The sequence below is a fragment of the Curtobacterium sp. MCBD17_030 genome, assembly GCF_003224255.1.
Taxonomy (GTDB): Bacteria; Actinomycetota; Actinomycetes; order Actinomycetales; family Microbacteriaceae; genus Curtobacterium.
Genome location: NZ_QKLI01000018.1, coordinates 34,691 through 47,606 on the forward strand (window position 1 = coordinate 34,691; position 12,916 = coordinate 47,606).

Genomic DNA, 12,916 nt, shown 5'->3' on the forward strand with positions numbered 1-12,916 from the left:
ACCACCGTCGGCCGGGCAGCTCCTCCCCTCGTCGGACCTGATGCGTCGGGTCCACCCCGAGGCCCCGGTGCCCGGCCCCCTGGACCGCACCGACCTGCCGCCACGCCCCGCTGGAGACCCCGGCCTGGTGGACCGGTTCGGCCGGTCCGCCGTCGACCTCCGGGTCTCCCTGACCGAGCGCTGCAACCTCCGCTGCACCTACTGCATGCCGGCCGAGGGCCTGCCCTTCGCACCCGACGCCGCGCTGATGTCAGCGGACGAGATCGCCCGCCTGGTGGGCCTCGGCGCGCAGCAGCTCGGCATCCGCAAGGTCCGCTTCACCGGCGGCGAGCCGCTGCTCCGCAAGGACCTGGTCGACGTGATCGCCCGGAGCGCGGCAGCCCACCCCGACCTCGAACTGTCACTGACGACGAACGCGATCGGGCTCGCCGGTCGCGCCGCCGCCCTCCGGGCCGCGGGCCTGCACCGGCTCAACGTCTCGCTCGACACCGTCGACCCGGACGTCTTCGCCGTGGTGACCCGCCGACCGTTCCTCGATCGGGTCCTCGAGGGCATCGCGGCGGCCGCGGACGCCGGCCTCGGCGTCAAGGTCAACGCGGTCCTCATGCGCGGGGTCAACGACCACCTGGCGTCCGAACTGCTGGCCTGGTGCCTGGAGCGTGGCCACGAGCTGCGGTTCATCGAGCAGATGCCCCTCGACCCGGGGCACGCCTGGGATGCGTCGACGATGATCACCGCTGTCCAGATCCGCGAGATCCTCAGCGCCGAGTACGAGCTGACGCCCGACGAGGCCCCGCGGAACGGCGCCCCCGCCGAGCGCTACCGCGTCCGCTCCCGGGCGACCGGTGCGGACCTCGGCACCGTCGGTGTCATCGCGAGCATCACCGAGTCGTTCTGCGCCGACTGCACCCGCACCCGTCTGACCGCCGACGGCCACGTCCGCAGCTGCCTGTTCTCGGACGACGAGGTCGACCTGCTCAGCCCCCTGCGTGCCGGTGCCGACGACGCGGTGGTCCTCGACCGGTGGCGCCGGGCGATGTGGGCGAAGCCCCGGGACCACGGTGACGACAGCGACGGCTTCGTGCACCCCACCCGGGGCATGAGCGCGATCGGCGGATGACGGACATGACCACGCTGCGCTTCTTCGCCGCCGCCCGTGCCGCGGTCGGTCTCGACGAGACGACGGTCTCGGCCGACTCGCTCGACGGCGCCCTCCGGCAGGTGGACGCGGCGGACGCGGCCCGCTGGACCGCCCTGCAGGAGCGCTGCTCCTACCTGGTCGACGGCGTGACCACCCGCGACCGGTCGACCTCGCTCGCCGGCGTCGGCATCGTCGACGTCATGCCACCCTTCGCCGGCGGCTAGGTCCGGGCCGAGGGACAGGCACGACGCCGGCCCGGCGCCGTGCCGGGCCGGGCCGTCATCGCTCCCACACGGTGAGTTCGGCTGGCGGCACGCGCACCCGGACCCGCAGGCCCGGGGTCAGTCCGAGCGCCGCGACCGCGGCGAGCGTCAGGTCCGCCGTGAGTTCCCCGGCCCGCATCCGGACGAGGCCGTCGCGGGGCTCCAGTCCGGTCACGATCCGCAGCAGCCCGGTCCCGTCCTGGTCCGCGCGGGTCACGAGAGCGGCGGTGGGGTGGTGCGCGGCCGACACGGCACGGCCGGGAGGCACGCCGTGCGTCCCCGACGCCAGCACGCCCCCGCCGTCGGGTGCGGTCCCGGTCGCGGTCCCGTCCGTCGTCGTGGTGTGGTCCAGCACGACGCCGTCCGCCGTCGCCGTACCGTGCAGGACGACGAGGCCGGAGAACGTCGCCGCGAAGACACTCCGCGGTCGGGCGAGGACCTCGGCGGGACGCCCCTCCTCCACCACGCGGCCGTCCTCGAGCACGACGACCCGGTCGGCGAGGGCCATCACCTCGACCGGGTCGTGCGTGACGAGCAGGCTCGGCCGGCTGGCGACGGCGGAGCGGAGGGCTGCCCGGACCTCCTGTCGGGCGCCGACGTCGAGCGTCGAGGTCGGTTCGTCGAGCAGGACCACCGCCGGGTCCGCCGCCAGGGCCCGGGCGATCGCGACGCGCTGGGCCTGGCCGCCCGACAGCGTCCCGGGGGCGCGGTCCGCCAGGTCGGCCACCCCGACGGCGGCCAGGGCCTGGCGGGCCGTCAGGCGTGCCTCCCGACCGGAGCGGCCGGCGGCTCGCGGACCGAAGGCCACGTTCGCCAGGACGCTGCGGTGCGGGAACAGGTCCGGTCGCTGGGCGACCAGGCCGACGCGGCGGCGGTGCGCGGGGACGCTGCGGCCCGGGCCGGCGAGCAGTCGACCGGCGGAGCGGACCTCGCCGGCGTCGAGGGCGAGCAGACCGGCGACGGCGTCGACGACGGTGGACTTGCCGGCGCCGTTCGGGCCGATCAGGGCCACGCACTCGGCCGGGCCGACGGTCAGGGCGACGTCGACGTCGCGGTCGTGACGGACGACGTGGGCGACGAGTCCGGCCGCATCCGTGTGTGCGGCGGTCACAGCGCGGCTCCGCGGGTCCGGACCGAGGCCAGGCCGATCACGAGCACCGCGACGACGACGAGCACCAGCGCGAGTGCGACCGCCGTGTCCGGGTCGATCTCGCGCTGCAGGTACACCTCGAGCGGGAGGGTCCGGGTCACGCCCTGCAGACTGCCCGCGAACGTCAGGGTCGCGCCGAACTCCCCGAGGGCGCGGGCGAAGCAGAGGACCAGGCCGGCCGTGATGCCCGGCAGCACCCGAGGTGTCGTGACCGTGAGGAAGGTGCGGGTCGGTCCAGCGCCGAGGGTGGCCGCGACCCGCTCGTACCGGTCCCCCTCGACGCGGAGCGCCCCCTCGATCGAGGAGACCAGGAACGGCATCGCGACGAACGTCTGCGCGATCACGACCGCCGTCGTGGTGAACGCGATCCGCAGCCCGTGCTCGTCGAGGAACGCCCCGACGACGCCGAGCCGGCCGAACGCCGCGAGCAGCGCGAGGCCGCCGACCACCGGCGGCAGGACCAGCGGCAGGAGGACCACCGCGCGCGCCACCCCGGTCCACCGGGAGCGCGACCGGGCGAACAGCACTGCCAGCGGGTAGCCGAGGACGAAGGCGATGCCGGTCGCCGCGGTCGCCGTGCCGAGGCTCAGGCCGAGCGCGGTCAGCGACGCGGGCGAGGTCACCAGCGCGACGAAGGAGCCCCACTGCACCCGGCCGACCATCGCGAGCACCGGGACGACGACGAACAGGCCGCCGAGCACCGCGGGGACCGGCAGCCACCACGGCACCGGACCGCGGGCCGTCGGCCGAGCGCGTCGTGCGCCGGAGCCGCGTCGTGTGCTGCGGCCGCGTCGGGTGGTGACTCGCTCTGCCGGGGGCACGGGGGTCAGGGCTTCCCGAAGCCGGCGTCGCGCAGGGTCCGCTGTCCCGCCGAGGACAGGACGTACGACGTGAACGACCGGGCGAGGACGGGGTTCGCCGCGTCGCGCAGGACGCTGATCGGGTAGGTGTTGACCGCGTCGTCCGCGGCCGCGAACGGCACTCCGGTGACGTCGCGGCCCGCACCCTGCACGTCCGTGCGGTAGACGATGCCGGCGTCGGCCTGGCCGGAGCGCACCTTGCCGAGGACGTCGGTGACGGACTGCTCCTCGCTGACCGGGTGCAGGTCGACGCCGCTCGAACGTTCGACCGCGAGCGTCGCGGCCCCGCACGGCACCGGGGCGGCGCAGGTCACGAGCTGCACGCCGGGGTCGTCGAGGTCCGCCAGGCCCCGGATGTGGTGCGGGTTGCCGGGGGCGACGGCGATCTCGAGGGTGTTCGTCGCGAAGGCCCGCGGCGAACCACTGGCGAGGGTCTGCTCGCCGAGTTCCGCCGTCGTGGCCTGGTCGGCCGAGGCGATGACGTCCGCGGGGGCACCGTTCCGGATCTGGGAGACCAGGTCGCTCGACCCGGCGAACGAGGACGTCACGGTGGTGCCCGGGTGCGCCTGCTCGAAGTCGTGTCCGAGGGTCGTGAAGGTGCGCTGCAGCGACGCCGCGGCGAACACCGTGATCGAGCCGGACGGGACGGCGCCCGACGTCGCGCTCGTGCTGGGGCCGCCGCTCGCCGGAGTGCTCACACAGCCGCCGAGTGTCAGGGCCAGCAGCGCTCCGGCGGCCAGGACGGCCGTCGACCGCACGGGCTGTCGCATGGTGCCTCCTGGAGCGCCGTTGGGGTCCGCAGTTGCGGTCCTTCGCAGCGATCCTACCCGCAGGAGCGGCTCACGGGGATGCGAGGGGCAACCCCTCGCGGCGCCACGCATCGACGCCGCCGTCGAGGACGGTGACGGGCCTCCCGATCGCCCGCGCCCACGTGTCGGCCCGCGGCCCGCGTGCGCAGGTGACGACGACGTCCCCGTCCGGCAGTGCGGCGTCGGCGTGCACGGACCCGGCGATGACGCCGGTGGCCCACTCCTCCGGAGTGCGGACGTCGACCAGGGTCAGGCTGTCGGTCGGGTCGGCCAGGCGGGCGGCGAGGGCCGCGGGCGCGATGCGCGGCGCAGCACCGCTCGTGCCGCCAGCGCCGTCCGCTCCGGTCGTGCCGGCCGGGAGGCCCGTGGGGCGTCGCGACGCCGGCCCGCGTCGGATCGGACTCTCGGTCCACCGCCACCGTCGCGCGTCCACCGTGAGGAGCCGGCCGAGCAGCGGTTCGCCGAGCCCGGCGACGAGGGCCGTCACCTGTGCGGCCATCACCGACCCGACCGCTCCGCAGAGCGCCGGCAGCACGCCGTCGATCGCACACGAGCCCTCGTCGGGCAGGACCTCCGGGTGCAGGTCGTGGAAGTCGACACCATCGTCCCCGGCATCGCGGAAGACCGAGACCTGGCCGTCGTACGAGAGCACGGTGCCCCAGACGAACGGGATGCCGAGCGGGGCGCACGCGTCCGAGATCGCCCGCGTCACGTCAACCGCGTCGGCCGCGTCGACCACGACGTCGTGCCCGGCGACGTGGTCCGGCCGGAAGCGTCCGACGACCGCGACGACTTCGAGCTCGGGGTCGACCGCGCGCGCACGGGCAGCGGCGACCTCGGCCTTCGCCACACCGACGTCCGCGGTCGTGAAGAGCGTCTGTCGGGCCAGGTTCGATCCGTCCACGACGTCGTCGTCGACGATCGTCAGGCGACCGAGCCCGCTGCCGGCCAGGTAGGAGACGACGGGCGCACCGAGCCCGCCCGCCCCGACGACCAGCACCCGCGCACGACCGAGGCGTTCGAGGACGTCGGGGCCGGACCCGGCGAGCGCGGCTGTCCGCGAACCGAGTCGTCGTCGCGCGGTGCTGACGGGCGTGCTCACGGGGCCTCCTCCGGGCTGGGTGTCTCGACCGTCACCATCGTCGCCTTGACCGAGGCCACGGCGACCGAACCGATCTCGAGCCCGAGGTCGCGGACCGCCTCCGAGCTCATCAGGGAGACGACACGGTGCGGGCCGCACTGCAGCTCGACCTGGGCCATCACGGTGTCCACGACGAGCCCCGTCACGATGCCGACGAAGCGGTTGCGCGCCGAGCTGCGAACGCCCGAGGGGTCGGCGAGCTGGTCGCCGCGCGACCGGGCGTACTCGGCGAGCTCCCGCCCGTCGACGACCGCCCGTCCGACGGCGTCGGTCGCGCGGGTGAAGGTGCTGCCCTCGACGAGACGGCGCACGGTGTCGTCACTGACCCCGAGGTACGTCGCTGCGTCACGGATCCGGAGCTGCGTCATGACGACGACCTTAACTGTGGATCACCGACCCTCGGCTTGTGGACACTCACCGCCTCGGAGGGGTCGATGTCGGGTTCCCGTCCAGCGGCGCTCGGTACCGTCTCCGGCGTGAGTTCCCCCCGTACCGGCAGCATCGGCGTCCCGCACGCGGTCCGCCACGTGCCGGTCCGTGCCGGGCTCCGCGGTGCCGTCTCGGCCGCCGCGACCGCCGCGGTCCGCACCCCGGAACTCACCGTCGGGGCCCTCGGCGTCGTCGTCGCCGCGGCCTTCTCGTGGGTGCCGTCGCTCTGGTACGACGAGGCCGCGACCGTCACCAGCGCGCAGCGTTCCTGGCCGCAGCTGTGGGCCGAGCTGCACACGGTCGACGCCGTGCACGGTCTGTACTACGCGGTCGTCCACGCCTGGTTCTGGCTGGTCGGCTACACCCCCTTCACGCTGCGTCTGCCGAGCGCGCTCGCGATCGGCGTCGCCGCCGCCCTCGTGGTCGCTCTCGGCCGCCGGATCGGTGGCAAGCGGCTCGGCATCACGGCCGGCATCGTGTTCCTGCTGCTGCCCCGCGTGCAGTGGGCCGGCACCGAGGGTCGGCCCTACGCCACGATCACGACCCTCTCGGTCTGCCTGACACTGGTCGGCCTGACCGCGCTCCGCCGCAGCCGCCACGGACGCGCGACCGGGTGGTGGGTCGCCTACGGCGTCCTCGCCGTCGTCGCCGTCGCGTTCAACGTCTACCTCTCGCTCGCGGTCGTCGCCCATGCCGTGGCACTCGCCTGGACCCTGCTCGCCGAACGGCACGACCTCCGACGGGCCACCGTCTCTCGGACCGGTCGGACGCCGGGTCCCCCGCTCGTCTCCCGTGGCGTGCTCGTCCGGTGGGCCGCCGCCGCGGGCCTGGCAGCCGTGGTCGTCGCGCCGTTCGTCGTCGTGGTGTCGTCACAGGCGAAGCAGGTCGGGTGGATCGAGGGCATCAGCGCCAGCACGTTCGGGCAGGTCTACTCGACGGCGTGGTTCGGTGCCTCCGACCCGTACGCGGCGATGGCGTGGACGCTCATGGTCGTCGGCGTCGTCACCGCCCTGGTGCAGGTGCGCCGGCGGGTGCCATCGGCACGGGCAGTGCTCCGGGCCCAGGCCGTCCGCGTGGCGCTCCCCCTGGTCGTCGTCCCGACCACGGTCCTCCTGCTCGCGACCGCGCTGGGTGAGCGGCTGTACTCCCCCAAGTACGCGTCCCTGAGCCTGCCGTTCGTGGCGGTGCTCATCGCGCTCGCGTTGACGATGATCCGACCGAAGGCGCTGCTCTCAGTGGCCGTCGCGGCGCTCGTCGTCCTGTCGGTCCCCACCGCCGTGACGGTGAAAGGGCCAGAGGCCAAAGCGGAATCGACCTGGGCGCAGGCGGCCTCGATCATCAGCGCTGAGCGGGCGGCGCGTCCGAGCGCCAACGAGGGCGTCGTCTTCGGCAGCGTCTACCGGCACCCGACCGCGACGGCGGAGATCATCAAGGTCTCGTACCCGGAGGCGTTCGCCGGCCTCACCGACCTGGCCGTCGGCACGAAGGGGGCCGACCAGGGCGTGCTTTGGAACCGGAACGCCGACCTCGCCTCGACCGTCCCCGCGCGCCTCGGTGACATCGACACCGTCTGGTACGTCGGCGGCACGTCGCGCACGATCCGGCCCGAACTGAAGGCCGTGCTCGCGGAGCGTGGGTTCCGTCCCGCGCACAACTGGCAGACCGGCAAGGTCATCATGACGGAGTTCGTCCGCTCCTGACGCGTGCCGGCCGCTGTCAGTGCAGGACGCGGGCGCCGTGCACGGGGCCGTTCGCCCGCAGTGCCACGAACCCGGACGCGCTCAGCGCCACCTGCACCTCGAGTGCCACGTCGCGGTCCGGCACCAGGAACGCCACCGTCGGTCCGCTGCCCGACACCAGGCCGGCGAGGGCACCGGAGCGCTCCCCCAACTCCAGCGTCTCCGCCAGGGCCGGCTGCAGGCGCATCGCGGGGGCCTGCAGGTCGTTGTGCAGGTTCTCGGCGAGCAGTTCGGCGTCGCCGGCACGGAGCGCCTGGAGGACCTGCGCCTCGACCACGGGGGTGCGCGGCGCCGGCGAGATGTCGGCGCGGTAGCGCTCCCGGTGCTCGTCGAGCGCGCGGTACACGGACGGGGTCGACAGGCCGGTCTCGCTGAGCGCCAGGACCCAGTGGAACTCGCCCTTCGCCAGCGCCGGGCTGAGCTCGTCGCCACGACCGGTCCCGACGGCGGTGCCGCCGGCGAAGGCGAACGGCACGTCGGCACCGAGCTCGGCCGCCAGACGCAGCAGTTCGTCCCGCCCGAGGCCGGTTCCCCACAGGGTGTCGACGGCCAGGAGGGTCGCGGCGGCATCCGCCGAGCCACCACCCATGCCGCCGGCGACCGGGACCTGCTTGTCGATGGTCAGGTGCACGCCGCCGCGGTGGCCCGCCGTGCGGGCGACCAGACGGGCGGCGCGGATCGCCAGGTTCGTGTCGTCCGTCGGCACCGACGACGTGTCGATCGGACCGGTGAACCGGACCGAGAAGTCGTCGGCGCGCTCAGCCGTGACGTCCTCGTACAGGGAAACCGCCTGGTACGCGGTGGCGATGTCGTGGTACCCGTCGTCCTGCAGCGCGCCGACGGACAGGTGGACGTTGATCTTGCCCGGTGCGCGCGTCCGCACCCGATCCGGAGCGGGCGTGGACGTCATGCGACCAACCTATCCCCGTCCGGGTCGGGCTCCCGTCGCGTCGCCCGCCGCGGCGAACCCACGTCGCAGGTCCGCGATGACGTCGTCGACGTGTTCCAGGCCGATCGACAGACGGATGAGCCCCTCGCCGACGCCCGCTGCGGCACGCTCGGACGGGGTCATCTGCACGTGCGTGGTCGACGCCGGGTGCACGACCAGGGAACGGACGTCGCCGATGTTCGAGACGTGGTCGAAGAGCTCCAGCGCCGAGACGAAGCGCCGCCCGGCCTCCACACCGCCGGCCAGGTCGAACGCCAGGACGCTCGACGGCCCCTTCGGCACGTACCGCTGCTGCAGGTGGTGCCACGGGGAGCTCGGCAGTCCGGCGTAGTGCACGTGCTCGACCTGCTCGTGCGTGTCGAGCCAGGACGCCACCGTGGCCGCGTTCGAGACGTGTCGGTCCATGCGGAGCGACAGGGTCTGGATGCCCTGCAGCACCAGGAACGCGTTGAACGGGGCGATCGCCGGGCCGAGGTCCGCCGACAGCTTCGACCGAGTGCGCTGGATGAACGCGCGCCGCCCGAACTTCTCGGCGAAGTTCGTGCCCGCGAACCCGGAGTGCTCGGTCGTCGCCAGCTGCGGGTACTTCGTCGGGTGCGCCGCCCAGTCGAACGAGCCGGCGTCGACGATGAGGCCCGCGATCGCACTGCCGTGCCCGGCGAGGTACTTCGTCGCGGAGTGCACCACGATGTCCGCGCCGTGCTCGATCGGCCGGACGAGGTACGGGGTCGCGATCGTGTTGTCGACGATGAGCGGGACCCCGGCGTCGTGGGCGACCCCGGCCACCCCGGCGAAGTCCAGGACGTCGCCGCGCGGGTTCGGGATCGACTCGCCGAAGAACGCCCGCGTCTCGGGACGGACGGCCGCGGCCCACTCGTCCAGGTCCGTGGGGTCCTGCACGAAGGTGAACGCGATGCCCAGGTCCTTGAGCGTGGACGCGAAGAGCGTGTAGGTCGCGCCGTACAGCGACGCGCTCGAGACGATGTGGTCCCCAGCCCGGGCGAGGCCGAGCACCGCCAACGACGTGGCCGCCTGCCCGGACGCCAGCGCCAGGGCGGCGACACCGCCCTCGAGGTCGGCGATCCGACGCTCCAGCGCCGCAGCCGACGGGTTGTTCACCCGGGAGTACGTGTGCCCGGGCGCGTTCAGCAGGAACCGGTCGGCCGCGTCCTCGCCGGACGGGTACACGAAGGCCGCGGTCTGCGCGATCGGCGGCACGTTCCCGCCGAAACCGGGATCGGACTTGAATCCCGCCCGGATCTGCCGGGTCTCGAACGCCCAGTCGTCCTCGACGGCCATCAGGACACGGTCTCGGCGGGCACCGCGGCGCGGACGAGCGGGATGACCCGCTCGCCGAAGCGCTCCATCTCCTCCAGCTGCGGCGAGAACTGCAGCAGCAGCGTGTCGACGCCCGCGTCCTCGTACTCGCGGATCCGCGCGGCGACCTGCTCCGGCGTGCCGACGAACTGCGGCCGGAGCCCCCGGTTCGACACCGAGTAGTCCTCGAGCGAGGGGACGTGCTCGAGCTGCGACTTCGAGATGAAGTCCTGGTACGACTCGTACGCCTTGCCGTGCTGGACGTCGGTGATGCGCGCGAGCTCAGCCTGGGCCTCTTCCTCGGTCTCCCGCACGATCGCGTACGCGGCCATCCCGAAGGCCTCGAACGGCGGCAAGCCGGCGTCCTCGCGGCGACGACGCATCTCGGCGATCTTGTTCCGGAGCTCCTCGACGGTGCCGCCGTGGGTCACGTAGGCGTCGGCGTAGTGCGTGATGCTCGCCTTGCCGGCCTCGCTCTCGCCGCCGGCGTAGATGCGCGGGGTGACGCGCGGTTTCGGCTCCAGGTGCGCGTTCTCGACGTCGTAGTACTCGCCGTGGAAGGAGTACGGCGTCTCCCGCCACATCCCCTTCATGACCTCGACGAACTCCGCGGTGCGCTTGTACCGGTCGTCGTGCTCGGAGAAGATGCCGCCGTACTGACGGGCCTCTTCCGCCCACCAGGCGCTCACCACGTTGAAGGTGAAGCGGCCGCCGGAGATGTCGTCGATCGTGGCCGCCTGCTTCGCCGTCACCGCGGGCAGGTGGTACCCGGGACGCATCGCCGCCATGATCTCCAGGCGTTCGGTGGTCGCCGCGATCGCCGCCGCCAGTGCCCACGCCTCGAGGCTCGGCGCCGCGACGCCCTTGATGTCGTTGAGGTTCAGCTCCGGCACGAGGGTCAGGTCGAACCCGATCCGCTCGGCGCGCTGCGCCAGGAGCTTCACGTAGTCGAACGTGACCGGCATCTGCTCGTCGTCGACGTTGCGCAGCCAGCCGCCGAAGAGCGGGGTCCAGTATCCGAATCGCACGGGGTGGGTTCCTTGGGTGGTGAGGAGGGACGGACGGGAGGCTCGCCCCGGGTGGTGGGGCGCGCCTCCCGTCCGGTGGGTGGTCGGGACGGTGCGGCCGCGTGGTCAGGCGTGCGTCGGTGCGGCTGCCGCCGCGTACTCCGCGTCCAACAGGCCGCCGAGGAACCGGGCGATGGAGCGCGGGCCGGAGGCCGGCGCGACCGCCTCGACGGCGGGGTTGTAGTTCGTGTTCGTGTTGATGTCGTACACGACGGTGCGCCCGTCGGTGGTCTCCATGAACTCGACCCCCGCGATCTGGATGCGCTGGTCCGCGAGGAAACCCCGGAGCTGCTGGACGAGCGGGTGCTCGGCGGTGACCTCGGAGCGGACGGAGAACGTGTCCGCCGTCACGGTGGTGCCGTCGGTGCCGGGGACCTCGCACACCGCGCCGGCGATGCCCTGCGGCCCGTTCTCTCCGGACGGCACCTCGCACGCGTCCGCGGGGCAGAGCTCGAAGCTGCCGGCGCTCGTGTCGACGCGGACCGCGTAGACGAACTCGCCGCCGACGAACTCGGCGCGCGTGATGAACGGCTCACGCGCGGTCAGGTACTCCTGCAGCAGCGTGATTCCGTCGACCGGCGCCTCGAACTCGGGGCTGTCGACGTAGGCGTCGAACTCGGCGAGGGAGTCGAAGCGGCGAACGCCGAGGCCCTTGCCGCCCTGGTTGTGCTTCGTGATGAACGGGACGTCCTGGCCGCCCGTGAAGGTCGCCGCGGACTGCTTGAGCGTCGTCGTGCCGAAGACCGCCGTCGTGCGGGGCACGTCGAAGCCCGCGGCGCGGAGCAGCCCGTGCTGCGCGACCTTCGACACCTCGAGCTCGAGGACGTGGCTGCCGCCGACCACCTGGCGTCCGGCACGCTCGAGCCATCCGAGCAGCGCCCGGGTGTACTCCTTGCTGTGCTCGTGTCCACGGGTGTGGCTGCTCGCCGACATGCGACTCCAGTAGACGCCCGGCTCCGGTTCGGCTCCGAGGTCGATCTGTCCCTCGGTCAGGAGGACCTCCTGCACCGGGACGCCCTCGGCCTCGAAGGCGGCGGCGAGCGGCGGGAACCACTCGGGGTTCTCGTGGATGACGTACACGCGCGGAGTGCTCACCGCTCCACCCTAGGCACGGTGTCCCCGCATCTGCCAGGCGTGTGACGCGGTGTTGCGGAGCGAACCGGGGCCTCAGGATCCGCTGACGGCGTCGAAGGTCTGCTGGCCGACGACCCCGAGGAGCTCGAGCTTCTGCGCGTCGTCGCTGCCTGCAGGAGCCGTGAAGAGCAGCAGCGCCTGCGCCTGGTCGTCCGTGTGCAGCACCTGGCAGTCGACGGTGATCCGCCCGAGCTCGGGCTGCACGATCGTCTTGTTGTCCGACCAGCGGGTCGCCACCTCGTGCAGTGCCCACAGCGCGGCGAACTCGGGGCTCCGCCGTTCGAGCTCCGCGATGAGCTCGGTCGCGCGACGGTCACCTGGACCGGCGAGGCCGATGGCCGCACGGAGCGAGGCCACGACGACCCGCCCCAGACGTTCGTGCTGCTCCGGCGCGTACTTCGCCCGCTCGGTCCCGGTGACGAACCACCGCCAGGCCTGGTAGCGCTCGTTGCCGGCCAGCCCGACGGACGTGCCCAGGAGCGCCGCCGCCAACGGGTTCTCGACGAGCGTCTCGCCCAGGTGGTTGACGACGATCGCGGGGGTGTCCGCCAACCGGTCGAGCACGCGGAGGATCGCGGGGTCGACGTGGTCGGCACGGTGCATCCGGACCGGTGCGTTCTGCCCCGTCAGGTGGAACAGGTGGTCCCGTTCGTCGAGCGAGCAACGGAGGGCACGGGCGATCGCCGCGACCATCTGCTCGGACGGCTGCGGGCCACGCTGCTGCTCGAGCCGCGTGTAGTAGTCGACCGACATGCCCGCCTGGGCCGCGACCTCCTCACGACGGAGGCCCGGGGTCCGCCGTCGAGCGCCGGCCCCGATCCCGACGTCCTCCGGTCGGAGCATCTCCCGACGGCGGCGGAGGAAGTCGGCGAGGGCAGCACGGTCCATGCACCCAGTCTGCTGCGTCGGCACACTCG

Annotated in this window: 13 protein-coding genes; 3 read left to right on the top strand and 10 right to left on the bottom strand. The window is 73.3% G+C overall.

Translation table 11 applies throughout. The features are described from left to right. Window positions 1-40 precede the first annotated feature (40 nt). Together moaA and DEI89_RS13900 are read left to right on the top strand one after the other, a co-directional pair. Window positions 41-1,120, top strand: coding sequence for a GTP 3',8-cyclase MoaA (moaA, locus tag DEI89_RS13895; protein WP_110904681.1), 1,080 nt, complete (start codon window positions 41-43; stop codon window positions 1,118-1,120). Window positions 1,121-1,125: 5 nt separating this feature from the next. Then, complete coding sequence (locus DEI89_RS13900; protein WP_220034545.1) at window positions 1,126-1,365, top strand: MoaD/ThiS family protein; 240 nt, start codon at window positions 1,126-1,128, stop codon at window positions 1,363-1,365. 55 nt (window positions 1,366-1,420) lie between these two features. Here DEI89_RS13900 and DEI89_RS13905 read toward each other — a convergent pair whose 3' ends face one another. The 5 genes from DEI89_RS13905 to DEI89_RS13925 all read right to left on the bottom strand — a co-directional run bounded on the left by DEI89_RS13905 (window position 1,421) and on the right by DEI89_RS13925 (window position 5,732). Continuing rightward, window positions 1,421-2,515, bottom strand: a complete 1,095-nt coding sequence (locus DEI89_RS13905; protein WP_110904649.1) for an ABC transporter ATP-binding protein — start codon at window positions 2,513-2,515, stop codon at window positions 1,421-1,423. Beyond that, window positions 2,512-3,282: an ABC transporter permease gene (locus DEI89_RS13910; RefSeq protein WP_110904650.1), complete on the bottom strand. Its 771-nt coding sequence runs from the start codon at window positions 3,280-3,282 to the stop codon at window positions 2,512-2,514. Before DEI89_RS13910 ends, DEI89_RS13905 begins: the two co-directional genes overlap by 4 nt. Window positions 3,283-3,380: 98 nt before the next feature. Next, complete coding sequence (gene modA, locus DEI89_RS13915) at window positions 3,381-4,184, bottom strand: molybdate ABC transporter substrate-binding protein (protein WP_110904651.1); 804 nt, start codon at window positions 4,182-4,184, stop codon at window positions 3,381-3,383. Window positions 4,185-4,254: 70 nt separating this feature from the next. Further along, the gene (locus DEI89_RS13920) at window positions 4,255-5,325 is read right to left on the bottom strand and encodes a ThiF family adenylyltransferase (protein ID WP_110904652.1); all 1,071 of its coding nucleotides are present in this window, start codon (window positions 5,323-5,325) and stop codon (window positions 4,255-4,257) included. Then, window positions 5,322-5,732, bottom strand: a complete 411-nt coding sequence (locus DEI89_RS13925; protein WP_110904653.1) for a molybdopterin-binding protein — start codon at window positions 5,730-5,732, stop codon at window positions 5,322-5,324. Before DEI89_RS13925 ends, DEI89_RS13920 begins: the two co-directional genes overlap by 4 nt. Before the next feature lie 108 nt (window positions 5,733-5,840). Here DEI89_RS13925 and DEI89_RS13930 point away from each other — a divergent pair, with 108 nt between their 5' ends. Continuing rightward, window positions 5,841-7,493, top strand: coding sequence for a glycosyltransferase family 39 protein (locus DEI89_RS13930; RefSeq protein ID WP_181421673.1), 1,653 nt, complete (start codon window positions 5,841-5,843; stop codon window positions 7,491-7,493). Window positions 7,494-7,509: 16 nt separating this feature from the next. Here the strand turns inward: DEI89_RS13930 and DEI89_RS13935 are convergent, their stop codons facing one another. From DEI89_RS13935 to DEI89_RS13955, 5 genes are all read right to left on the bottom strand, one after another. Further along, window positions 7,510-8,442, bottom strand: coding sequence for a 4-(cytidine 5'-diphospho)-2-C-methyl-D-erythritol kinase (locus tag DEI89_RS13935; RefSeq protein ID WP_110904655.1), 933 nt, complete (start codon window positions 8,440-8,442; stop codon window positions 7,510-7,512). A gap of 9 nt (window positions 8,443-8,451) precedes the next feature. After that, window positions 8,452-9,780: an O-acetylhomoserine aminocarboxypropyltransferase/cysteine synthase family protein gene (locus tag DEI89_RS13940; RefSeq protein WP_110904656.1), complete on the bottom strand. Its 1,329-nt coding sequence runs from the start codon at window positions 9,778-9,780 to the stop codon at window positions 8,452-8,454. After that, on the bottom strand, window positions 9,780-10,826 hold the full coding sequence (locus DEI89_RS13945) for an LLM class flavin-dependent oxidoreductase (protein ID WP_110904657.1): 1,047 nt from the start codon (window positions 10,824-10,826) through the stop codon (window positions 9,780-9,782). Before DEI89_RS13945 ends, DEI89_RS13940 begins: the two co-directional genes overlap by 1 nt. 105 nt (window positions 10,827-10,931) lie before the next feature. After that, on the bottom strand, window positions 10,932-11,960 hold the full coding sequence (locus DEI89_RS13950) for a RimK family alpha-L-glutamate ligase (protein ID WP_110904658.1): 1,029 nt from the start codon (window positions 11,958-11,960) through the stop codon (window positions 10,932-10,934). A gap of 72 nt (window positions 11,961-12,032) precedes the next feature. Further along, window positions 12,033-12,887, bottom strand: coding sequence for a helix-turn-helix transcriptional regulator (locus DEI89_RS13955; protein ID WP_110904659.1), 855 nt, complete (start codon window positions 12,885-12,887; stop codon window positions 12,033-12,035). Between the last annotated feature and the right edge of the window lie 29 nt (window positions 12,888-12,916).